This is a genomic window from Micromonospora kangleipakensis, assembly GCF_004217615.1.
In the GTDB taxonomy this organism is placed as follows: Bacteria; Actinomycetota; Actinomycetes; order Mycobacteriales; family Micromonosporaceae; genus Micromonospora; species Micromonospora kangleipakensis.
In genome coordinates this window covers 1315173-1335326 of record NZ_SHLD01000001.1, presented here as the reverse complement: position 1 = coordinate 1335326, position 20154 = coordinate 1315173, and the positions used below count along the sequence as shown (strand labels likewise).

The following is a 20154-nucleotide window of genomic DNA, read 5'->3' as shown; positions in this document are numbered from 1 at the left end:
GACCCAACGCAGCGTCCGGGCACGCCGCTGACCGCACGTCTCTGACGGACCGTCCCAGTCCGCCCCGGCATCCGGCTGAGTAGGAAGCCGATGTAGGAGCGGCAGCCCCAGGTGGCGCCGCCACGTTCAGCCTGACGAGCACACGGAAGCCGTCCGGTAAACCGGGAAGCTCACATCGTTTCGGCCGTTTGGATGATGGACGGGGATGAAGGACTCTCGCGTAGCCTCGCTTGGCCGTGCTCTGAGTTGGGGCGCGTGAATCATGGGGGTGCTGCGTGCGCACACGGAGTGTTCGTGCGGTTGTGGCCGCTGCCGTTCTGGCGGGGGCTACCGGGTTCTTCGTCTCTTCCGGCACAGGCTCAGCGCTGGCCGATACCGAGGTCATCACACCGCCGGCGGATAACCAGTACTTCTTCCCGGCCCTCCTGGATTCGCTCGGCGACCTTGTGGTCGACGGCATGCACCAGAGGCTGATCGCGAGTGACCCGAAGAACGGCGTGATCGCGTCCACCACCTATACCGGGTCGGGTGGCTCGACCGTCACCAACCTTCCCGGCGTCGCGGGGCTGACGCTGGCCGCCGACTCCAGCACCCTCTACGCCGCCGTGCCCAACTCGCACGTCATCATCGCGTACTCCACGACGACGTACGCCGAAACCGGGCGCATCACCCTCGGCGACAGGATCTACCCGCGTGACGTCGTCGTGGCCGGCGGTCGTCTCTGGTTCTCCTACGACGACGGCGGCGCGAGCGGCAACTTCGGCTCGATCGACCCGGCCTCCTCCGCCGTGACGCTGCACAGCTTCACCGGCATCAGCCCGTACTACGGCGCGCCGCTCATCGCCGCCAACCCGGGCGCACCCAACCTGATCGCACTCTCCGACGGCAGCGGCACCTCCGGAAGCCGGGTCGTCGTCTACGACGTCTCGGCCGGAAGCGAGCAGAAGATCGTCGAGAAGTCCATCGACGGCCTCAGCTACCTGCGAGACCTCGCGCTCTCCGCGGACGGCAGCCAGGTGGTGGTGGGCGGTGCCGGTGGCGCGCTCCAGCTGTCCAGCACCGATCTCTCGACGGTCGGCAGCTACCTGAACACCGTGGGCTACGCGGTGGACACCGCCCCGGACGGCCGGGTCGCTGTCGCCACCCGCACCGAAATCGGCACGCCCGACCTCTACACCTACGACGCCGGATCCACCACCGCGCGGCAGGCCTTCGACATGCCGGGCTCCACGCTCTTCAACCATCCGGGCCCCGACCAGGTGATGGTGAACGGCATCGTCTGGCAGCCGAACGGCCCTCGCCTGTTCGTCGTCACCGACAACAACGGCCTGATCGGCTTCCGGGCGCTGAACGAGCCGGTCGCCACCACGATCACACTGACCACCCCGACCAGCGCCGCCCGAGCGGCGTCGCTCACCATCGCCGGCACGATCACCGGCTCGCTCCCGGCCGGCACCGCGCTGACCGTGACCCGTACCGACATGGAATCGACGTCCGGCAAGGCGCTCGCCGACGTGACCACGGACGCGTCGGGCAACTTTACGGTCACCGACGCCCCGCCGGCCGGCGGCAAGGTCACCTACACCGTCAGGTACGCCGGCGATGCCACCCATCTCGGCGCCACGGCCACCGCCACGGTCACGGTGTCCCGGGCCACGCCGGCCTTGACGCTGAACCGCAACGGCACCGTCAACGCCTACGGGGCGACCGTCGCCATGACCGCCCACCTGGGCAGCACCTACACCAACCGGACCGTGGAGATCTGGGCCGACCCGGCTGGCACCGACCAGGGCAACAAGCTGCTCAAGAAGGGTGTCGTCGACAGCAGCGGCAACCTGACCGCCAACCTGACCCTGACCCGCAACACCACTGTCACCGCGGTCTTCACCGGCGACGCCAGGTACGCGCCGCTGTCGGTCAAGTCGACCGTCTACACCAACGTCAGCGTGAGTACGGCCGTCAGCGGCTACTACAAGACCAGCAGCGGCTACTACTACTACCGCAAGACCACGAATCCGGTCTTCACCACCACCATGACCCCGAACGCCGGGCGCAAGCAGAAGCTCATCTTCGAGTACTACGCCAGCGGCACGTGGCGCGCCTGGAAGTCGTACATGCTGCCGCTGAGCAGCACCGGCAAGTCCACGTACACCCTCACCGGCACGCACAGCACCGGCGTCAAGTACCGGGTCCGCGCCGCCTACATCGCCGGCACCTCTGGCGACAGCCTCAACTACACGACGTACGGCGCCTACCGCTACTTCACCTTCACCAACTAGGCAGCCCGCAGCACAGCAAAGTGAATCAGCTGCACAGGCCCTGATCGGAGCATCGGTCGCCCCGGTCAGGGCCGCTGGGGTCTGCGGTGGCTGTCCCTTGTCGGACCGACGCCGAAGCCCAGGCTGGACCCAAGCCCGAGCCGCAGCGGGCCGACCCCACGTGGCGGATCCAGCACGAACTCCATGCGCTGATAATTGCAGCCCTCTCGTCGGCGCCGGAACTGGGCGTGAGGATCGTCTAGCCGAGATCGGCCGGGCGGATCACCTCGCCGGGCACCACAAGGGCTACCAGCCTCCCCGGACGGGGCCAAGGTCGTTCGGCTGGTAAGGCGCTCCACCTTGTCCCCGTCCGGGGAGGCTGGACGGTCTACGACTGCCCGACGAGGAGATCCGCTCCCCCTTCCTGGTTGCTACGCTTCGCGACCTGAAAGGGAGGAAGCCGTGGGCAATTTCCTGGACCGCTTCCGCAAGGTCGGTCGAGCTCACCCTGCTCCGGACGTCAACCCGGAAGGGGCTGCCCTCGGTATCGCAGCAGCCCGCCGTCTAAGGGAACTCGGACACGTCAAGATTCAGCGTGGCCTGACAGAAGCGGAGCTTGCTCGCGTGGAGCACACCTTCGGCTTCCAGTTCGCCGACGACCACCGCGCGTTCCTGGCCGCCGGGCTACCGACCGGCCCTTCTTGGCCTGACTGGCGACGAGGCGACCACGCTACCCTCCGCGATCGCCTTGGCTGGCCCCTCCATGGCGTGCTGTTCGATATCGAACACAACGGCTACTGGCATGAAAGCTGGGGAGACCGGCCACACGACCGCCGTAAGGCGGTGGCAGGCGCCGAGCCTCACCTCCGAAAGGTGCCGCAGATGGTGCCCGTGTTCGGCCATCGGTTCCTGCCCTCCGGACGTGGCTCGTACGGGCACCCGGTCCTGTCGATGTATCAGACCGACATCATCTACTACGGCCACGACCTAGAGGACTACATCCACTCGGAGTTCGGTGGACCTGCGCCGCACCGAGGTCAGGAGCCAGAAGCCACCGTCGCCTTCTGGAGAGACTTCGTCTGACAGGTTCGCATCGATCTCCTTCAAGGCCATCATGGGCCATCCATGGGCCAATAACCGTGGCGCGCAGCGGTCATGAGCGGGCACGAGGGGGAACCAGCTCCGCCGCCGGCCGCAGGCGTTTCGGGCATCACGACCACTTGATCGCGCTCTTCCAAACTGAGCATCTGTGGCGGAGTTGAGCGGCTACCGCGCGCTGTAGGACCACATCCAAGCCAGAGCCTTAGCCGCCTCTGCATCAAGCTCAGGATGGCGGACGGCCATTGCTGCACCAACACGATCTGCGGCCTGCGCTAGCCCCTCGGGGCCGACATCCCAGACCGGGAACTGATCGAACATCTCCTGAACCACGCGTTCGGCGTATCGAAGGAGATGCTCAGGGGATGCGCCGGACATGCCGAGCACCGCGTCCGGGTTGGTGCGAGGCCACGGGTTACGCCCCCAGCTCGTGTAGAGCCGGACAGCCTCGCTCTTCGCGGAATCAACCATGGCGGCGGCAAATCTCGTGATCCATCGGTCACCCAGTCTCGGCCTGCTGGTGTCCACCTCCGCGGATCTCGGCCCAGCAGTGGTCGCACCAGATGTAGTCCGCCTGCTCCACGAGGTGCACCTTGTCATCGAGTGGTACACCACGAAGAATCCGAAAATCAATCGGCTTCGTGAGCTGGCAGTAGTAGCCGCCTTGGCTTGGACGGAAGGGCTCTTCGGTTGCCGGGTGAGGTTCGAGGGCATTGCCGGCGGCAAGCAAGGCGTCTACGAGGGGCACCAGGTGGCGGTGGTCGTCCATGCCAGGCATCCTGACAACCCGCCGCCCCTGCTGGTAGGAAGGCGCCATTGATTGATTAGCAACCAGTGACAGCAACGCCGCCGGACGGGCGAGAACGAGCGCGGACGATCGCTGGCGTCGGAGCACTGGTCGAAGTCTCGCCGAACCGCTCTGGACAGCGTCGCCGAGGCTACGGATCAGGCGGTCGGCGTGGACCAGGATAGAGCTCGGCCGGCCCTCATCGGAGCATGTCGGCGTAATCCGTCTCCTGATCAACACCGATCCGGATCGGCCAGCCGAAGCTCACGATGTGGCACAGTCGCACACCATCTGCAGTTTGTACCCGGCCGGTCGTTACTTCTTGCACCGCCGGAAGCTCCCGACCGCCCCACTTCAGTGATCATGAGCCAAGTCGGGTCCTATCACCGACATGCTTGGCGCTGGCTCCCGCAGACGGGTGGCACGATCCCACGGCCAGCGGCATGAGGAGACTCACGCGAGGAAGATCAGCAGCGCGACCGAACGCCGCGTTGTTCCCGTTCAGACCTCGGGAGCGCCGGCCGACTGAGGTTTTGATCTTCCAGTAACAAGGTTAGGACCGCTGTATGCCGACCGGGCAGCAGATCAGCTCACCGGCTCGCCGGTGCGGGTCAGGGGCGGGTGGACTCAGCAACGAAGACACCGCGACCCGGGCGGTCAACCAGCACGCCCTGTTCCCGCAGCGTCGCCACTGCCCGGTGAATCGTCGAGAGCGACAGGTCGTAGTGATCGGCCAGTTCCTGGGTGGACGGTATCTGTGACCCGGGCTGGAACTCGCCCACCTCGATCCGCTTCAGCAGATCCTTGATCAACTCGTCCATGGTTGGCGGAATCGGCACGTGGAGGCCCCTTGCAGTCGGTTGGCCCTACCAGTATCGAGCACCAGCTGAAAGAGCGGCAATAACTGGAAGGGAAGCAGGAGGAAGCACGCCAGGCAGATTCGACAGGTAAGAGAGCGTTGACAGAGGTGAGAGGTATCGGTAGCGTCGCTCTCGGTGATGCGGTGCTGCTGCGGTCGGTTGGCGCCTCTCGTACCGGTCTCGCATCGCCGCCGAGACCTCACCCTCCGCGCTCCCCCGGCGCGGCCCTGCAGCCGTACCGCCGATCGAGGCTGCGGCGGCAGGGCGGGGCGGTCTCCGCCGACCACAACAGGCGGAGGCCGTCCCCTCCACTTCGACGCGATCCGACGATGGGCGGTCACCCGTGCGCAACCTGATCCGTCGGCTGGCGAGCCGACACGACCAACGACGTCCGACGGAAAACGCCGGCCCACTCCAGGGTCGGCTTCCACTGCGGCCCTGGCAGATCCGCGACCGGTGCTTCAACGTCCGCCGGCACGGCCTCGACCCGGTCGAGATCCGCGCGTTCCTGCACCGCGTGGCCGACGAACTCACCGTCGCGCAGACCGCCCTGGTCGCGGTGCAGGAGGAGAACGTACGAATCAAGAACGCCCTGCGCGCCTGGCAGAGCGCCCAGTCGGCGAACCACCGCTACCGATGACCGACCGCTGGGTGATCCATCTGCCGATCACTGCGCCCGACCTGCTCCGGGCCCGGATCTTCGCCCGGACCGCCGCCCGGGTGCTGGCCCGGCTCAGCGCACGCGTCGAGCCGGGCGGGGTGACCGTCTCGGCCGAGGACCAGCAGGGCGTACGCCATTGGGTCTTCTGTGATCGGCCGTTGCCGGACGGCCGCGGGCGGTGCGCGCTGCCGGTGGACCACACCGCGCGCTGCGCGCCGCGCCCGCCGTGGCTCAGGCGGCGGTGACGAGCCCCGAGCGCAGCCCGATCACGTGCCGGGCCACCTCCCGGCTCAGCGGCTCAGGGCGGTCTCCCGCGCCATGTGGGACAGCTTCTCGGGATTGCGTACGGCGTAGATGCCGCTGATCAGGCCGTCGTCGATGCGCAGGGCCAGGACGCTGTCGAGTTCGCCGTCGAGCCGGACGACCAGCGCCGGGTGGCCGTTGACCTGCGCCGGCCGCAGCGACGTGATGTCGGCGATCCTGCCCCAGCCGCCGGCCAGCAGGCGGGCCACCTTGTCGACCCCGACGATCGGCCGCGGGACGGCCTGCTTGACTCCGCCGCCGTCGCCGAGGAGGACGACGTCCGGCGCGAGGATGTCGAGCAGGGACTGCAGGTCGCCGGTTTCTAGCGCCCGCTGGAACGCGTCGAGCGCGTGCCGGGTCTCGGCCGCTGACACGACCTGGCGCGGCCGGCGCGCCGCAACGTGTGCCCGGGCCCGGTGGGCGATCTGGCGGACCGCGGCGGGGCTCTTGTCGACGGCTTCGGCAATCTCGTCGTACCCGAGGTCGAACACCTCGCGCAGCACGAACACCGCGCGTTCGGTTGGCGCGAGCGTCTCCAGCACCAGCAGCATGGCCATCGAGACGTTGTCGGCCAGCGCGACGTCCTCGGCCACGTCGGGGGTGGTGAGCAGCGGCTCGGGCAGCCAGGGGCCGACGTAGGACTCCTTGCGGCGGCCGAGCGTACGCAGCCGGGTGAGCGCTTGGCGGGTCGTGATCCGGACCAGGTAGGCGCGCCGGTCCCGGACCGTGTCGAGGTCGACGCCGGCCCACCGTAGCCAGGTCTCCTGGAGGGCATCCTCCGCGTCGGCGGCCGAGCCGAGCATCTCGTACGCGACGGTGAAGAGCAGGTTGCGGTGAGCGAGGAACGCCTCGGTGGCGGGGTCCGGGCGGTCGTCGGCTGCGGTCTGCGGCGTGCCCACCATGGGTGACTCCTCTTCGCTCGCGGCTGTGCCACCCATCAGATGCCGGACCTCGCCGTTCTGTGACACGACAGGCTGTGACGGCCGTCACGTGGCCGCGCCGTCACAGGGATCTGATCGCCGGCATCTCGTGTTCGTCCAACCGAACACCACGAGTGAAGGACGGAACCATGGACGCCCGATTCAACATGTTCGACAACGAGATCGCCATGAAGTTCTTCAAGCGGTTCGCCAACGCCGGCATGGTCATCCAGCAGTCGCCGCTGCCGAAGTCCACGCAGGAGCTGGTGTCGCTGCGGGCCAGCCAGATCAACGGCTGCGGGTGGTGCATCGACATGCACACCAAGGAGGCCGTGGCTGAGGGTGAGAGCGCCGTGCGGCTCAACCTGGTCGCCGCCTGGCGCGAATCCACCGTCTTCACCGAGGCCGAGCAGGCCGCGCTGGCGCTCGCCGAGGAGGGCACCCGGCTCGCCGACGCCTACCAGGGCGTCTCCGACGAGACCTGGGCGCAGGTGCGCAAGCACTACGACGACGACCAGATCGCCGCGCTGGTCTCCCTGGTCGCCCTGATCAACGCGGCCAACCGGCTCGCCGTGATCGTGCACCAGAAGGGTGGTTCCTACCAGCCGGGTATGTTCGCCGCCGCGTTCGACTGAGTGGCAGTCCGGCCCGGGCCAGGATCATCTGATCCTGGCCCGGCGCAGGTAGCGGGCGCGGCGGCCGGCGTCGCGGAAGCCGAGCCGCCGGTAGAGCCCGGCGGCCGGGTTGTCGTCGTTGACGCAGAGCCACGCCGCCCCCGCCCCGGCCCCGGCCAGGCCGCGCAGCGCCTCTGCCACCAGGTACGCCCCGGCCCGCCGCCCCCGCCAGCCGGGCACCACGCCCACCTGGTCGATCCAGTCGTCGATGACGTTGACGAAGCCGACCGCCGTCCCGTCCGCCGCGCGGGCGATCAGCGACAGCTCCGGCCGGTACCCGTCGTCGTCGCGCAGCTCGCCCAGCCACTCGTCGGGCTCCGGGGCGGCGAAGCCGGGCCGCTCGGCGAAGGACGCGCGGTAGGTGTCGAACAGCTCCGGGCCGAGCGCCGCCGGTTCGAGCCGCACGCCGTCGGGTGCCGGCACGTCGGGAAGGGTGTCGAGGTCGTGCCGGAGCACCCACTCCAGGAAGGTGCGCGCGAAGCCGCGCGCGGTGAACAGGGCCTCCGCGTCCGGGCTCCACGTCTCGGTGGTGACCAGCAGGTCCGCGTCACCGGCCTGCTCGCCGGCCCAGTCCAGCAGCCGGCCGCCGAGCCCCCGCCCCCGCCAGGCCGGATGCACCAGGCCGGTGGCGGTGGCCGGCGCCCGCCCGGTGCCGACCCCGACCGCCGCGACCAGGTCACCGGCGTGCCAGTCGCCGAGGGTACGGGTCTGCAGCAGCCGCGCCCGCAGCAGCGGCGTACGGGCGAACAGCGGCAACCCGCCGTCGACGGCGAGGCACGCCTCGGCCAGCCCGGCCAAGGCGGCGAGGTGCTCCTCGCCGAACTCTTTCCAGGTCACACCCGTACGGTCCACCGTCGATCCTCCACCGTCCTGTCTCCGACGGCCCAGTAGGCGTCCCGCCCACCAACCCTGTCAACGCGGTTTCACCCCACCCTCTCGGGGCGACCCGCGGCCAGGCCACCCGATCACAGCGGCAACGAGGCTCAGAGAACTCGGGTGACCTGCTCGGCGGCGGCCACCGCGTCCCGCCGGGTTCGGTCGAGATTGGCGCAGATGACCACGGACGCGCCGGCGGCCAGGGGCGCGAGGAGCCATTTCAGTGGCTGCTCGTGCTCGGCGGCGTCGACCAGCAGCCGGTCGTCGGCCCGCAGGTCGAGCTGCTCGGCGATCCCCTTTGCCACCGCGGCCCACTCGCCGTAGCTGGTGCCGTCCGGGGTGGCCGCGTCGGACGGGTGGATGGCGCCGTAGTCCGGCGGGGTGTCGGTGTGCCGGAGCACCTCGGCGGACCAGTCGAGCCAGCCCACGGGCACGTCGGCCAGCGGGCCGGGCCTGGTGCCGACGAGGTAGCGGTGGGCCCCGTCGGGCACGTCCTCCAGCCAGTCGTCGAGGCGTTCCGGGGTCACGAAGACCACGTCGTACGGCAGGTCGCCGCCGGGTTCGAGCACCGGCAGCCCGGCGGTGGCCCGCGGCCGGAACGAGACCGCCATCCCGACCGACCAGGCGCCGACGAGCACCGCGGCGGTCCGCCAGTGCGGCGGCAGCAGCACCGCGACCCGGCTGCCGGGGCCGAGTCCGCAGCCGTCGCGAAGCAGCGCGGCGCTGCGCGCCGCCCAGCCGCCGAGCTGGTGCGCGGTCAGCTCGGTGCGCTCCCCGGTCGCGTCGTCGTAATAGGTCAGCAGCGGAAGGTCGGCCGCGCGCGGCGCGTCGGCCGGAACGGGTACGGGCGTGTGGACAGCCATGGGGACACTCCTCCTGCCGGTCGGTCCACCCTAGCCAGCGGCCCGCCACCCGACGGCTGCGGCAGGCCGGAGGGTTCAGCGGGCGAACCGGTCCACCAGGAGCGCCAGCCGCCGCTCGTGGTCCGTACGCCGGAGCCGGCCGCTGCGCATGAGCGTGACCAGGCCGTGCAGCCCGCTCCAGAAGGTCTCGGTGAACGTCTCCAGGTCGTCGTCGCCGGCGACCGGCCGCAGCGTCTCGGCCAGCTCGGCGAAGGCCCGGGCCGGGTCGACCGGGACGTCCTGGCTGGCGAACGGCAGGTCGACCGCGAGGGTGAACATCGCGTCGTAGAGCGCGGGCCGCCGCTCGGCGAACGCGGCGTAGGCCGCGGCGACATCGGCCACCGCCTGCCGCTCGTCGGTCGCGGCGGTACGCGCGGCGGCCAGCTCCCGGCCCAGATCGCCGAAGCCCTCCACGGCGACGGCCGCCATGATGGCGTCCTTGCCCTTGAAGTGGCTGTACAGCACGGGCTGGCTGTACTCGATCTGGGCGGCGAGCCGGCGGGTGGTGACGGCGTCCCAGCCCTCCGACTCGGCCAGCTCCCGGGCGGCGGCCACGATGGCCCGCTCCCGTTCCGCACGCTCACGCTCGCGGCGCTCTCGTATAGCCATGACCGCAACTCTAGCACTGCTAGCGATTCTGCCGGCGGTCTGCTAGCTTCGCTCTCAGACCTAGCAGCGCTAGCACTTGGGAGTCGGACATGCTCAGCCCCCTCGCCTACGGACTCGCCGTCGTCATCAGCCTCCTCCTCGTCGTCATCGGTGCCCGGTTCCTCCTGCAGCCCGAGGCCGCCGCCGCCGGTTACGGCGTCCCGGCCAAGCCGGACGGTGACCGCGCCTACCTCACGGTCAAGGGTCTGCGCGACCTCACCTACGGCCTGCTCGGCCTCGCCCTGATCGGGTTCGCCACCCCCACCGCGGTCGCCTGGTACATGCTGCTCGGCGCGCTCGAACCGCTGGGCGACACCGTGATCGTGCTCCGGCACGGCGGTACGAAGGCCGCCGCCTTCGGCATCCACTTCGCCACCGCCGTGGTCGTACTCCTCGACGCCGTCCTGCTGTTCGCCCTGTAGAGACCCGCGATCCCCGCTAAGGAGCCGTCAGATGTCCCTGATCACGCCCGACTTCGACGAGTCCGTCATCGTCCGCGCGGCCGACGCCGAGGTGGTGGGCCGGGCACCGACCACCATCCGGCTGCTCGCCGACAGCAGCGCCACCGGTGGCGCGCTCTCCACCCAGCGGGTCACCCTGCACGACGGCGCGGACGGTGCCCGGCCGCACCACCACGCCAACTCCGCCGAGCTGTTCTACCTGCTGGACGGCACCGCGCAACTGCTCTCCGGCGACCAGGTGGTCACCGCCGAACGCGGCGACCTGGTCATCGTGCCGCCCGGCCTGGCGCACGCGTTCGCCGCCGCCCCGGGCGAGAACGCCGACATCCTCATCGTCATCACGCCCGGCGTCGAGCGGTTCGAGTACTTCCGCCACCTGGAGCGGATCGCGTACGGGAAGGTGCCGCCGGAGAGCCTGCTGGAGGTGCAGGAGCTCTACGACACGTACTTCCGTAGCAGCGCCGCCTGGGAGGCCGCCCGCCGCTGATCCCCGGACCCGCACCGCCCCGGCGGCTCAGGACCCGGGGCAGCGCGGGCCCCTCAGCAGCGGACCAGCCGTCTTCTCGACCTGCCTGGCACCTCGTCCGCCGTGCGCCAGCTGCTCGGCGCGGCCGCCCAGCTGTGGCGCTACCGGCGTCGGTACGGTCCGCCGGGCGGCGGCGGCTTCGGTTTGCTCGGGCGGAAGCGCCAGGAGATGGTGTCCGAGGTGGCGATCGCGGTGAGGATGACAACGGCCACGACGGCGATCAGGACCGGTGGCAGGAACGCCACCACGGGTGACAGGACGACGAGCAGGAGTAGACCGATCACTCGGGACACGGCGACCTTGCTGAACGACAGGTAGTCGAGTCGGGCACGGCCGGCCAGGTAGATCGCGGGCCCGCAGAGAATGACGGCAGACCAGACCAGGTTGGCCTCGGCGAACGGGTGGTTGATGATGATCTCGTCGCCAACCGAGCTGAGTACGATGCCGCCGGCCATGACGAGATGGGCATACGAGGCGGACCGGCTGAAGAATGCCGGCGCGGCGCTGGCCGCGATCACAGCCGGGAGGAGCAGGCCCGCACGGTAGAAGTAGATCCGCCATAGCAGCGCGGTGATGGTGAACGCCAGGACGAACGCGATCACTCGATCCCGCTCGAACCCGAACGCGGCGAACTGCCCGCCTGCTGCCAGGATCGACTCACCAAACGCGATGATCATGATTTGCTGGTAGCGCTCGGCGAGATGCTCCGCGGAGACGGCCTGTGCGGTGATCCGGGCCGGGCCGAGCTTGGGCAGCCGGAAGTCCAGCCGGCTCATGGTGTAGCCAAGGACCGCCGCGAGGAGCCAGATCACCACCCGAGGGGTGCCCTCGGTCAGTGCGCCCGCGATCCACAGCACTCCTGCGAAGCAGTTCCAGATGAGCTGCTGCAGCGAGCCGATCGCCACCTCCGGCCGGCGGCGCAGCGCCGACGTGACGAAGAGGGCCCGGCCGACCTGGATGATCACGTATGTGGCGGCGAAGATCATGCCATCCTCGCCGAATGCAGTGGGCGCCGCACCCGCCATGATCAGGGTGCCGAGCATGATGGGGATGATCACGAGCTGGATCGCGGGCTGGGCAGGGTTGAGGCGGTCCGTGGTCCAAGCGGTGAAGACCCAGACCCACCAGAACGCGGCGAGCAGGATCACGGTGTGCAGAGCGCCGAGCCAGGTGAGGTCGGTGAACAGGGTGTGCGACAGCCGGGTCAGAGCGAAGACGAGGATCACGTCGAAGAAGAGCTCGACGTAGGTGGCGCGCTGCGGCTCGGCGTGATCCCGCAGGAGGTCGCTCGAGTTGCCGGCGGTCATCGGCGCGCCCGTTCTGTCAGTTCTGCCGCATTTATGCCGTCAGTCGTACCACGCGCCGCACAGCCCGGGACTCTCCGCCGGGAATCCAAGCGGGTCGACAAACCACGAACTGGCCGCGGCCGGGCATGCCGCTGCGGGCACCGCCAGAAACCGGCTGTCGTCAGGATTCGGGGAGCTCGGGGCCGCCCTCCAACAGCGGGGCGAGCAGGTCGCCCTGCTTCTCGACGCGCTTGAGCACCTCACCCGCCGTGTACGGCTTCGTCGACGGCCGCTTCCCGGCCGCCCCGGCGGAGACCTCGTCCCAGGTCAGCGGGGTCGACACCGACGGCACCGACTGGGCGCGCAGCGAGTACGGCGCCACCGTCGTCTTCGCCGCGTTGTTCTGACTCCAGTCGATGAAGATCTTCCCCGGCCGCAGGTTCTTCGCCATCTTCGACACGATCAGCTTCGGGTGGGCCCGCTCCAGCTCCTGCGCGATCCGCTTGGCGTAGTCGGAGACGGCATCGGAGGACTGCGTCCCCGCGATCGGGCAGCAGAGCTGCATGCCCTTCTTGCCCGACGTCTTCGGGTACGCCTCGACGCCGTCGGCCGCCAGCCGGTCCCGCATCAGCAGCGCCACCTGGCAGCACTGCTTCAGCGCCGCCGGCGCGCCCGGGTCCAGGTCGACCACCATCATGTCCGGGTGCGCGCCGATCTTCCACTGCGGCGTGTGCAGCTCCAGCGCGGCGAGGTTGGCCAGCCAGACCAGGGTGGGCAGGTCCTCGGCGACCACGTAGTCGATGGTCTCCCGGCCCTTGGTCGACCCGGGGGCGGGCAGTGTCTCGGTGCGTACCCAGGCGGGGGTGGCGGCCGGGGCGTTCTTCTCGAAGAACGAGCCCCCGCCGACGCCGTTGGGGAACCGGATCCGGGTGAGCGGCCGGTCGGCCAGGTGCGGCAGCAGCACCGGGGCGATCCGGGTGTAGTAGTCGATCACCTCGCCCTTGGTGAACCCGGCCTCGGGGTAGAGCACCTTGTCCAGGTTGGACAGTTCCAGCGAGCGCCCCTCGACGTCCACCTTCAACCGGTCAGCTGGCATCCTCGACCTCCTCGGGCGGCTTGTCGGGGCGCAGGCGCAGGATCCGGGGGAAGCGCAGCCGCCCGTCCGGGGTGCGCTGGCCGTACTTCACCTCCACCACGATCTGCGGTGTTACCCAGTTCGCGCCCTTGGCATCCTCGCGCGGCACGTCCCCGGCGAACGGCGACGCCGCCGTGCGCAGCGGCTCCAGCTCGCGCAGCAGCTCCCGTTCCAGGGCGGCGCCGATCCCGCCGCCGACCCGGCCCCGGTAGGTGAGCCGGCCGTCCTTGCCGGGCACCCCCACCAGCAGGCCACCGATCTTCCGGGCGCCGGGCCGCCAGCCGCCCACCACGAAGTCGCCGGTGACCTCCAGCTTGACCTTCAGCCAGTCCGGCGAGCGCACCCCCGGCCGGTAGACCGAGTCGACCCGCTTGGCCATCACCCCCTCCAGGCCGTGCTCGCCGGCGGCCTCGTAGGTGGCCGGGCCGTCGTCGAAGGTCGGCGGGACCGCCCACCGCGCGGCTCCCAACCCGAGCGACTCCAGCGCCGCCCGCCGCTCCCGGTAGGGACGGCCGGTCAGGCTCTCGCCGCGCAGCCGCAGCAGGTCGAAGATCATGTACGTCACCGGCGCCGCCGCCGCCAGCCGGGCCGCCTTGGCCGGGTTCCGGACGTGCATCCGCTCGGCCAGCGCGGTGAACGAGGGCTGCCCGCGCTCGGTGAACAGCACCACCTCGCCGTCCAGCAGCGCGTCGTCGACCTGCTCGGCCAACGGGAGCAACTCGGGGTACGCGGTGGTGATCTCCACGCCGGAGCGGGCGTACAGGTGGTGGTCGCCGTAGGAGATGTCGGCGAGCGCCCGGACGCCGTCCCACTTGAACTCGTACGCCCAGCCGGCACCGGCCGGGAGCTGCCCGGTCATCGCGAGCATCGGCTTCAACGGCGCGCCGGGCACCTTCTGACTGTAGTTGCACGGCGAAGAGCGTGCGTCCCGTTCGATCGTTTGCGATCCTGAGCAGAACCGGGGAGAGGAGCGCGTGATGCGGGCGATCTGGAAAGGAGCGGTGTCGTTCGGGCTGGTGTCGATCGGGGTGAAGCTCTACTCGGCCACCGAGGAGAAGGACATCCGCTTCCACCAGGTGCACCGCGACGACGGCGGCCGCATCCGCTACAAGCGCACCTGCTCGGTCTGCGGCGAGGAGGTCACCTACGACGACATCGCCAAGGGGTACGACATCGGCGGCGGCGAGATGGTCATCCTCACCGACGAGGACTTCGCCGAGCTGCCGCTGACCACCTCGCGCGCGATCGACGTGCTGGAGTTCGTCCCCGCCGAGCAGGTCGACCCGATCCTCTACAACAAGGCGTACTTCCTGGAGCCGGAGGGCTCGGCGACCAAGCCGTACGTGCTGCTGCGGAACGCGCTCGCCGACTCGGAGCGGGTGGCGATCGTCAAGGTGGCGCTGCGCCAGCGCGAACAGCTCGCCACCCTGCGGGTACGCGAGGGCGTGCTGCTGCTCAACACGATGCTCTGGCCGGACGAGGTGCGTACCCCCGACTTCGGTTTCCTGGACGAGGATCTCAAGGTCCGGCCGCCGGAGCTGGCGATGGCCAGTTCGCTGATCGACTCGATGGCCGGGGAGTTCCAGCCGGACGCCTTCACCGACGACTACCGGGCGGCGTTGCAGGAGGTCATCGACGCGAAGGTCGAGGGCCGCGAGGTGGTCCAGCCGGAGGAGGTGGAGGCCGCGCCGGCCGCCGCGGTCGACCTGATGGCCGCCCTGAAGGCCTCGGTGGAGCGGGCCCGGGCCGCCCGCGGCGAGGAGGCCGCCGGCGCGGCCGCCGAGCCGACCCCGATCTCGGCCGCCCGGTCGGCGCAGAAGGCCGCCAAGGCGCCGGCGAAGAAGGCGGCCGAGAAGAAGGCGGCCAAGGCCCCGGCGAAGAAGGCCGCCGCCAAGAAGGCCGAGCCGGCCAAGAAGGCGGCGGCGAAGCAGACCGCGGAGAAGAAGGCGGCCAAGGCCCCGGCGAAGAAGGCCGCCGAGAAGAAGGCCGCCCCCCGCAAGACCGCCTGACCTGCGACCGCCCCCTGCCGCGCCGGATCGGACGGCAGGGGGACCGGACGTCAGCCGCGGCCGAGCTTGCCGGTCGGGGTGATCCGGACGATGACCCGCTCCTCGCCCGGCTGGCGGAACGGGTAGGTGTCCTGGCCGAGGTACTTCTTCGCCATCCGGTCGATGTGCTCGTCGGCGCCCTCGGCGACGAACTCGGCCGTGCCCTTCACCCAGAGGGTGCGGAAGTCGTTCGCCTTGTCCACGACCGAGACCGCGACCACCGGGTTGCGTTCGATGTTGACGTACTTCTGCCGGCCCTTGGCGGTGTTGAACACGATGTGCTCGCCGTCGGTGTCCACCCAGACCGGGGTCACGTGCGGAGAGCCGTCGGCCTCGACGGTGGCCACGTGGGCGAGCTGCGGCTCGGAGAGCAGGGCCAGGTCTTCTTCGGTGAGGATCGCCATGCTCGTGAACCTACTACCGAAAACCGGCATCGACGGGCCTGCTGTCCGATCCGGCCCCGGGCGAGGGGACACCGAGGGCGTCGCGGCGGGTACCGTGTGCGCTGGTCTCGGCAGCGGCCGCCGGGCCGCACCCACCACCCAGCAGGGGAGTTCGACGTGAGCGAGCGTGTGCAGAACCGGTCGGCGGGCCAGGGCCCGGGCACCAAGGCGGAGCGGCGGCTGGCCGCCCAGCTGGCGGCGAAGAAGGCGGCCGAGGCGAAGCGCCGCCGGCAGTCGCTGCTCGGCGCGCTCGCCGGTGTCGCCGTCGTCGCGGTGCTGATCGGTGTCTTCGTCGTCGTCAACGGCGGGGACGACGACAAGAAGGAGGCCGCCGGCACCCCCGCGGCCAGCGCCACCGCTCCGGCTCCCGACGCCACCGCGCCCGCCGCGCCCGCCGCGCCGCCGCAGCAGCTCCCGGAGGGCGTGGATCCGGCGCTCGCCACCAAGCCGAAGGTCGACCCGGGCAAGGGCGAGCTGACCAAGCTCACCCTCACCCCGCTGATCAAGGGCAAGGGCCCGGCGGTCAAGGCCGGCCAGACCATCACCACCAACTACGTGGGCGTGTTCTACAAGGACGGCAAGGAGTTCGACGCCTCCTGGAACAACGGGCAGCCGGCCAGCTTCCCGATCGGCGTCGGCCAGGTCATCAAGGGCTGGGACCAGGGCCTGGTCGGGGTGACCGTGGGCAGCCGGGTGCAGCTGGACATCCCCGCCGACCTGGCGTACGGCAACGACTCCGCGGGTGGCCGCCCGGCCGGCCCGCTGCGCTTCGTCGTTGACGTCCTCGCCGCGCAGTAGGTCACACCGGTCTTCCGTCCGGTCACCTACCGGCAGTAGGTTCATGGTCACCGTGGGCGGCACCATCCGCCCACGGTGACTTGCCACCGACGGGGAGGTGCACGTGGCGGCGCTGGAGGATCCCGGGCTGGCCCGGGTGATGTGGACGCACTTCGAGCCGGTCCACGCGGTGACCTACTTCCACCCGCGCGCCCGGGCCGCGTACGAGGCGGTCGGGCTGCGCGGCTACTGGCGGGGCTACTTCGCCGGCCGGGCCGCCCCGCTCGGCCCGACGCCCGCCCCGCCGGTGATCGCCGCGTTCTTCAGCTTCGCGCCCCGGATGGTCGCCCGGGCGCTGCCCTCGGTGTGGCGGCTGGCCACCCCGGAGGAGGCGCTCCGGGCCCGGCTCACCGGCGCCGTCCAGGCACTCGCCGAGTTCACCTACGAGCTGCCGGAAGCCCATCTCGTCGAGGCCGCCGAGCTGCTGGAGGCGGCCGCCGGGCAGGTGGAGACCGCCGGCCGGGTGCTCGGCGCGGTCAACGCCGCCCTGCCGGCCGGCGAGTACCCGCTGGCCCGGCTCTGGCAGGCGGCCACCACGCTGCGCGAGAACCGGGGCGACGGGCACGTCGCCGCCCTGGTCACCACCGGGCTGGACCCGGTCGAGGTGCTGGCCTGGCGCTGCCGGGTCGACCAGTCCCGGGAGTTCCACCAGCCGGCCCGGGGGTGGACCGACGAGGAGTGGGCCGCCGCCGAGGAGCGGCTGGTGGCCCGCGGCTGGCTGACCGCCGAGTGGGAGCCGACCGCGTACGGCAGCGAGGCGTTCCGCGCGGTCGAGGAGGCCACCGACCGGGCCGCCGCCGGCCCGTGGCGGGCGCTCGGCGCCGAGCGTACGGAGCGGCTGCGCGAACTGCTCGAACCGATCGCCCGCCGCTGCCGCACCATCATCCCGAGGCAGAGCCCGATCGGCCTGTCCGCAGCCCGGCCGAGCTGACCACCGGCCGGTCCACCGGGCGCCGGAGGGCGTAGCGTCCCCGGCATGTGGATCGTGGAACTCGCCTTCACCGACGCACCGGAGCGGTTCGCCGCCCGATCGGCCCACCGGGAGCGGATCACCGCCCTGCACGCCGAGGGCAAGGTACGGATCTCCGGGCCGCTCGCCGACGACTCGGGCGCCGTGCTGGTCTTCGACGTGCCGGACCGGCCGGCACTGGACCGGCTGCTGGCCGCCGACCCGTACTACACCACGCCCGGCGTCGAGATCGTCAAGATCCGGGAGTGGGCGCCCTTCCTGACCTGAGCCGACCCGCCGCCGGGAGGGCAGTCGCCGGTTCGGGCAGGATGGGCTCATGGTGGACGCGGTGCTCTTCGACCTGGACGGCGTGATCGTGGACTCCGAGCCGGTCTGGGAAGAGGTCCGGCGGGCGTACGTGGCCGCGCACGGCGGCACCTGGCAGTCCGACACCCAGCGCCGGCTGATGGGGATGAGCACCGGCGAGTGGGCCGCCTACCTCAGCGACGAGCTGGGCGTCGACCGGAGTCCCGAGCTGGTCGCCACCGAGGTGATCGCGGAGATGACCCGGCGGTACGCGGAGCGCGTACCGCTGATCGACGACGCCGACGCGGTGGTCCGCCGGATGGCCGCGCGGTGGCGGCTGGGGCTGGCCAGCTCCTCCCCCACCCGGCTGATCGCGGCGGCGCTGGCCGCCACCGGCCTGGCCGACGCCTTCGGCGCGACGCTGTCCACCGAGGAGACCGCCCGGGGCAAGCCGGCGCCGGACGTCTGGCTCGCCGTCGCCGCGCGGCTCGGCGTCGACCCGACCCGCTGCGTGGCGGTCGAGGACTCCTCGAACGGGGTACGCTCCGCGGCCGCCGCCGGCATGCGGGTGGTGGCGATCCCGCACGGCTCCTACCCGCTGGACCCGGACGCGGCGGCACTCGCGGCCGTGCTGCTGCCCTCGGTCGACGCGCTCACCCCGGAGGTCGTGGAGCGGCTCGGCTGAACCGCGCCTGACACCCGAGAGACCGCGCTCAGACCGCCCGGCTCCGGCTGGACCTCGGCAGGAACCGCCGGGGCGCCGGGTCGGGCGGCCGGACCGGCTCGTCCGCGGGCCGCTCCTGGCCGCCGGCCTCCGTCGCGGCCCACGTCGGGGCAGGCGACCGCTCCACCACCGGTACGTCCCGCATGTAACCCCTCCTGCCGCCGACTACCTGGTTGTACGGTTTCCGGGTCGGGCCGGATCGGAATGATCAGGGATCGTCCGGGTACGGCAGGCCGCGGTGCCGGCGTCCGGCGGGGAGGAGACGGCGATGAAGGCGATCGTGTACGAACGCAACGGGGACGCCTCGGTGCTCCAGCTCGTCGACCGGCCGATACCGGAGCCGGCCCCCGGCGAGGTGCTGGTGCGGATGGCCGTGTCGGGGGTGAACCCGACGGACTGGAAGGCCCGGCGCACCTGGCCGGTGGCGGGCGGCTGGCAGATCCCCGACCAGGACGGCGCCGGGGTGGTCGAGGCGGTCGGCGAGGGGGTCGACCAGAACCTGATCGGCGAGCGGGTCTGGATCTGGGAGGCGGCCTGGCAGCGCCCCTGGGGCACCGCCGCCGAGTACACCGTGGTGCCGGTCCGGCACGCGGCACTCCTCGGCGACGCCTCCTTCGACGTGGGGGCCGCGCTGGGCATCCCGTTCATGACGGCGCACCGCTGCCTGACCGCCGGCGAGTTCATGCCGGACCGGCTGCACGCGGGCGCGCTCAGCGACCACGTGGTGCTGGTGCAGGGCGGGGCGGGCGCGGTGGGCAACGCGGCGATCCAGCTCGCCCGGTGGGCGGACGCCTGCGTCATCACCACGGTGAGCAGCCCGGAGAAGGCGCAGCTCGCGGCGGCGGCCGGCGCCTCCCATGTGATCAACTACCGGGAGCAGGACGTGGTCGAGGAGGTCCGCAAGATCGTCCCCGACGGGGTGCACACCATCGTCGAGGTCTCCGCCGCGCGCAACGCCGCCGACGACGTCCAGCTCCTCCGGAGCGGCGGCGCGGTCTGCGTGTACGCCGACGACGGCGGCGCGGAGGTGACCCTGCCGATCCGGCCGCTGATGATGCCGAACGCGCGGTGGCAGTTCGTCCTGATCTACACCGCGCCGACGGCCGCCAAGGCGCAGGCGGTGGTGGACGTGTCGGCGGCGGCGGCCCAGGGCGCGATCCGGGTGGGCGAGGAGGCCGGCCTGCCGCTGCACCACTACTCGCTGGGGGCGACGGCGGCGGCCCACAAGGCGGTCGAGGGCTCCGTGGTCGGCAAGGTGCTCATCACCACGAGCGAGACGTAGGACCACGAAACGGATTTCTCCGTCATCGAGACAGAGGCGAACAAGTTTCGCGACAATTGTTCTGCGGGTCGCCCCAAGGACGGGCGGCCCCGGCGCGGTGCGAACGCCGGGGCCGCCCCTGGGGAGGGATGCCTTCTCTGCGAATCACGTCCCTACCCGTGCAGGCGACG

25 protein-coding genes are annotated in these 20154 nt (G+C 71.0%); 13 read left to right on the top strand and 12 right to left on the bottom strand.

Annotation, left to right across the window (positions count from 1 at the left end):
* Window positions 1-458 precede the first annotated feature (458 nt).
* Window positions 459-2279: a WD40 repeat domain-containing protein gene (locus tag EV384_RS06500; RefSeq protein WP_130331050.1), complete on the top strand. Its 1821-nt coding sequence runs from the start codon at window positions 459-461 to the stop codon at window positions 2277-2279.
* Between the two features lie 441 nt (window positions 2280-2720).
* Window positions 2721-3341: a hypothetical protein gene (locus EV384_RS06495; RefSeq protein ID WP_242623959.1), complete on the top strand. Its 621-nt coding sequence runs from the start codon at window positions 2721-2723 to the stop codon at window positions 3339-3341.
* Window positions 3342-3524: 183 nt separating this feature from the next.
* Here EV384_RS06495 and EV384_RS35280 read toward each other — a convergent pair whose 3' ends face one another.
* From EV384_RS35280 to EV384_RS06485, 3 genes are all read right to left on the bottom strand, one after another.
* Window positions 3525-3827 (bottom strand): hypothetical protein, encoded by a 303-nt coding sequence (locus tag EV384_RS35280; protein WP_207232246.1) that lies wholly within the window; start codon window positions 3825-3827, stop codon window positions 3525-3527.
* Between the two features lie 28 nt (window positions 3828-3855).
* Complete coding sequence (locus tag EV384_RS06490) at window positions 3856-4125, bottom strand: hypothetical protein (RefSeq protein ID WP_130331048.1); 270 nt, start codon at window positions 4123-4125, stop codon at window positions 3856-3858.
* A gap of 629 nt (window positions 4126-4754) precedes the next feature.
* Window positions 4755-4982 carry a winged helix-turn-helix domain-containing protein gene (locus tag EV384_RS06485; RefSeq protein ID WP_207232245.1) on the bottom strand — a complete coding sequence of 76 codons (228 nt, stop codon included), beginning with the start codon at window positions 4980-4982 and terminating at the stop codon, window positions 4755-4757.
* A 364-nt stretch (window positions 4983-5346) separates the two neighbouring features.
* On the opposite strand from EV384_RS06485, the gene EV384_RS06480 reads away from it, so the two are divergent.
* Both EV384_RS06480 and EV384_RS06475 read left to right on the top strand, forming a co-directional pair.
* Complete coding sequence (locus EV384_RS06480; protein WP_408630975.1) at window positions 5347-5643, top strand: DivIVA domain-containing protein; 297 nt, start codon at window positions 5347-5349, stop codon at window positions 5641-5643.
* Window positions 5640-5909, top strand: coding sequence for a hypothetical protein (locus tag EV384_RS06475; RefSeq protein WP_130331044.1), 270 nt, complete (start codon window positions 5640-5642; stop codon window positions 5907-5909). The genes EV384_RS06480 and EV384_RS06475 overlap by 4 nt, the downstream gene beginning before the upstream one ends.
* Window positions 5910-5954: 45 nt before the next feature.
* Here EV384_RS06475 and EV384_RS06470 read toward each other — a convergent pair whose 3' ends face one another.
* Window positions 5955-6869: an RNA polymerase sigma-70 factor gene (locus tag EV384_RS06470; protein WP_130331042.1), complete on the bottom strand. Its 915-nt coding sequence runs from the start codon at window positions 6867-6869 to the stop codon at window positions 5955-5957.
* A 167-nt stretch (window positions 6870-7036) separates the two neighbouring features.
* Here EV384_RS06470 and EV384_RS06465 point away from each other — a divergent pair, with 167 nt between their 5' ends.
* The gene (locus tag EV384_RS06465) at window positions 7037-7522 is read left to right on the top strand and encodes a carboxymuconolactone decarboxylase family protein (protein WP_130331040.1); all 486 of its coding nucleotides are present in this window, start codon (window positions 7037-7039) and stop codon (window positions 7520-7522) included.
* 24 nt (window positions 7523-7546) lie between these two features.
* On the opposite strand, the gene EV384_RS06460 is transcribed toward EV384_RS06465, so the two are convergent.
* The 3 genes from EV384_RS06460 to EV384_RS06450 form a co-directional block, all read right to left on the bottom strand.
* Window positions 7547-8398, bottom strand: coding sequence for a GNAT family N-acetyltransferase (locus tag EV384_RS06460; protein WP_242623958.1), 852 nt, complete (start codon window positions 8396-8398; stop codon window positions 7547-7549).
* A 146-nt stretch (window positions 8399-8544) separates the two neighbouring features.
* Window positions 8545-9300: a TIGR03089 family protein gene (locus tag EV384_RS06455; protein WP_130331036.1), complete on the bottom strand. Its 756-nt coding sequence runs from the start codon at window positions 9298-9300 to the stop codon at window positions 8545-8547.
* A 75-nt stretch (window positions 9301-9375) separates the two neighbouring features.
* A complete protein-coding gene (locus EV384_RS06450; protein WP_130331034.1) occupies window positions 9376-9948 on the bottom strand; it encodes a TetR/AcrR family transcriptional regulator in 573 nt (190 codons plus the stop codon).
* Window positions 9949-10037: 89 nt separating this feature from the next.
* On the opposite strand from EV384_RS06450, the gene EV384_RS06445 reads away from it, so the two are divergent.
* Together EV384_RS06445 and EV384_RS06440 are read left to right on the top strand one after the other, a co-directional pair.
* The gene (locus tag EV384_RS06445) at window positions 10038-10409 is read left to right on the top strand and encodes a DUF4267 domain-containing protein (protein WP_130331032.1); all 372 of its coding nucleotides are present in this window, start codon (window positions 10038-10040) and stop codon (window positions 10407-10409) included.
* A 31-nt stretch (window positions 10410-10440) separates the two neighbouring features.
* A complete protein-coding gene (locus tag EV384_RS06440) occupies window positions 10441-10935 on the top strand; it encodes a cupin domain-containing protein (RefSeq protein ID WP_130331030.1) in 495 nt (164 codons plus the stop codon).
* Window positions 10936-11075: 140 nt separating this feature from the next.
* On the opposite strand, the gene EV384_RS06435 is transcribed toward EV384_RS06440, so the two are convergent.
* The 3 genes from EV384_RS06435 to ligD (EV384_RS06425) form a co-directional block, all read right to left on the bottom strand.
* Window positions 11076-12281, bottom strand: coding sequence for a low temperature requirement protein A (locus EV384_RS06435; RefSeq protein ID WP_130331029.1), 1206 nt, complete (start codon window positions 12279-12281; stop codon window positions 11076-11078).
* Window positions 12282-12441: 160 nt separating this feature from the next.
* Entirely contained in the window at window positions 12442-13356 is a 915-nt protein-coding gene (ligD, locus tag EV384_RS06430) for a non-homologous end-joining DNA ligase (RefSeq protein ID WP_130331027.1), read from the bottom strand.
* Window positions 13346-14287: a non-homologous end-joining DNA ligase gene (ligD, locus tag EV384_RS06425; RefSeq protein WP_130331025.1), complete on the bottom strand. Its 942-nt coding sequence runs from the start codon at window positions 14285-14287 to the stop codon at window positions 13346-13348. The genes ligD (EV384_RS06430) and ligD (EV384_RS06425) overlap by 11 nt, the downstream gene beginning before the upstream one ends.
* An 85-nt stretch (window positions 14288-14372) precedes the next feature.
* On the opposite strand from ligD (EV384_RS06425), the gene ku reads away from it, so the two are divergent.
* A complete protein-coding gene (ku, locus tag EV384_RS06420; protein ID WP_130331023.1) occupies window positions 14373-15404 on the top strand; it encodes a non-homologous end joining protein Ku in 1032 nt (343 codons plus the stop codon).
* 50 nt (window positions 15405-15454) lie between these two features.
* On the opposite strand, the gene EV384_RS06415 is transcribed toward ku, so the two are convergent.
* A complete protein-coding gene (locus EV384_RS06415) occupies window positions 15455-15847 on the bottom strand; it encodes a PPOX class F420-dependent oxidoreductase (RefSeq protein ID WP_130331021.1) in 393 nt (130 codons plus the stop codon).
* Window positions 15848-16003: 156 nt separating this feature from the next.
* Between EV384_RS06415 and EV384_RS06410 the strand changes: the two genes are divergently transcribed.
* The 4 genes from EV384_RS06410 to EV384_RS06395 all read left to right on the top strand — a co-directional run bounded on the left by EV384_RS06410 (window position 16004) and on the right by EV384_RS06395 (window position 18663).
* The gene (locus tag EV384_RS06410; protein ID WP_130331019.1) at window positions 16004-16684 is read left to right on the top strand and encodes an FKBP-type peptidyl-prolyl cis-trans isomerase; all 681 of its coding nucleotides are present in this window, start codon (window positions 16004-16006) and stop codon (window positions 16682-16684) included.
* A 139-nt stretch (window positions 16685-16823) separates the two neighbouring features.
* Window positions 16824-17654: an SCO6745 family protein gene (locus EV384_RS06405; RefSeq protein ID WP_130340293.1), complete on the top strand. Its 831-nt coding sequence runs from the start codon at window positions 16824-16826 to the stop codon at window positions 17652-17654.
* Window positions 17655-17699: 45 nt separating this feature from the next.
* Window positions 17700-17960 (top strand): YciI family protein, encoded by a 261-nt coding sequence (locus EV384_RS06400; RefSeq protein WP_130331017.1) that lies wholly within the window; start codon window positions 17700-17702, stop codon window positions 17958-17960.
* 49 nt (window positions 17961-18009) lie between these two features.
* Complete coding sequence (locus EV384_RS06395; RefSeq protein WP_130331015.1) at window positions 18010-18663, top strand: HAD family hydrolase; 654 nt, start codon at window positions 18010-18012, stop codon at window positions 18661-18663.
* A gap of 28 nt (window positions 18664-18691) precedes the next feature.
* On the opposite strand, the gene EV384_RS34705 is transcribed toward EV384_RS06395, so the two are convergent.
* On the bottom strand, window positions 18692-18847 hold the full coding sequence (locus tag EV384_RS34705) for a hypothetical protein (protein WP_165439883.1): 156 nt from the start codon (window positions 18845-18847) through the stop codon (window positions 18692-18694).
* 123 nt (window positions 18848-18970) lie between these two features.
* Between EV384_RS34705 and EV384_RS06390 the strand changes: the two genes are divergently transcribed.
* Window positions 18971-19984 carry an NADPH:quinone reductase gene (locus tag EV384_RS06390; RefSeq protein WP_130331013.1) on the top strand — a complete coding sequence of 338 codons (1014 nt, stop codon included), beginning with the start codon at window positions 18971-18973 and terminating at the stop codon, window positions 19982-19984.
* Window positions 19985-20154: the final 170 nt, after the last annotated feature.

What these genes read in the sequence shown, in the direction of transcription:
- EV384_RS06500 (WP_130331050.1), top strand. Translation starts at nt 459, where the DNA reads ATGCACCAGAGGCTGATCGCGAGTGACCCGAAGAACGGCGTGATCGCG.
- EV384_RS35280 (WP_207232246.1), bottom strand. Translation starts at nt 3,827, where the DNA reads ATGGTTGATTCCGCGAAGAGCGAGGCTGTCCGGCTCTACACGAGCTGG.
- EV384_RS06490 (WP_130331048.1), bottom strand. Translation starts at nt 4,125, where the DNA reads ATGGACGACCACCGCCACCTGGTGCCCCTCGTAGACGCCTTGCTTGCC.
- EV384_RS06475 (WP_130331044.1), top strand. Translation starts at nt 5,640, where the DNA reads ATGACCGACCGCTGGGTGATCCATCTGCCGATCACTGCGCCCGACCTG.
- EV384_RS06470 (WP_130331042.1), bottom strand. Translation starts at nt 6,869, where the DNA reads ATGGTGGGCACGCCGCAGACCGCAGCCGACGACCGCCCGGACCCCGCC.
- EV384_RS06465 (WP_130331040.1), top strand. Translation starts at nt 7,037, where the DNA reads ATGGACGCCCGATTCAACATGTTCGACAACGAGATCGCCATGAAGTTC.
- EV384_RS06455 (WP_130331036.1), bottom strand. Translation starts at nt 9,300, where the DNA reads ATGGCTGTCCACACGCCCGTACCCGTTCCGGCCGACGCGCCGCGCGCG.
- EV384_RS06450 (WP_130331034.1), bottom strand. Translation starts at nt 9,948, where the DNA reads ATGGCTATACGAGAGCGCCGCGAGCGTGAGCGTGCGGAACGGGAGCGG.
- EV384_RS06445 (WP_130331032.1), top strand. Translation starts at nt 10,038, where the DNA reads ATGCTCAGCCCCCTCGCCTACGGACTCGCCGTCGTCATCAGCCTCCTC.
- EV384_RS06440 (WP_130331030.1), top strand. Translation starts at nt 10,441, where the DNA reads ATGTCCCTGATCACGCCCGACTTCGACGAGTCCGTCATCGTCCGCGCG.
- EV384_RS06435 (WP_130331029.1), bottom strand. Translation starts at nt 12,281, where the DNA reads ATGACCGCCGGCAACTCGAGCGACCTCCTGCGGGATCACGCCGAGCCG.
- ligD (WP_130331027.1), bottom strand. Translation starts at nt 13,356, where the DNA reads ATGCCAGCTGACCGGTTGAAGGTGGACGTCGAGGGGCGCTCGCTGGAA.
- ku (WP_130331023.1), top strand. Translation starts at nt 14,373, where the DNA reads ATGCGGGCGATCTGGAAAGGAGCGGTGTCGTTCGGGCTGGTGTCGATC.
- EV384_RS06415 (WP_130331021.1), bottom strand. Translation starts at nt 15,847, where the DNA reads ATGGCGATCCTCACCGAAGAAGACCTGGCCCTGCTCTCCGAGCCGCAG.
- EV384_RS06405 (WP_130340293.1), top strand. Translation starts at nt 16,824, where the DNA reads ATGTGGACGCACTTCGAGCCGGTCCACGCGGTGACCTACTTCCACCCG.
- EV384_RS06400 (WP_130331017.1), top strand. Translation starts at nt 17,700, where the DNA reads ATGTGGATCGTGGAACTCGCCTTCACCGACGCACCGGAGCGGTTCGCC.
- EV384_RS06395 (WP_130331015.1), top strand. Translation starts at nt 18,010, where the DNA reads ATGGTGGACGCGGTGCTCTTCGACCTGGACGGCGTGATCGTGGACTCC.
- EV384_RS34705 (WP_165439883.1), bottom strand. Translation starts at nt 18,847, where the DNA reads ATGCGGGACGTACCGGTGGTGGAGCGGTCGCCTGCCCCGACGTGGGCC.
- EV384_RS06390 (WP_130331013.1), top strand. Translation starts at nt 18,971, where the DNA reads ATGAAGGCGATCGTGTACGAACGCAACGGGGACGCCTCGGTGCTCCAG.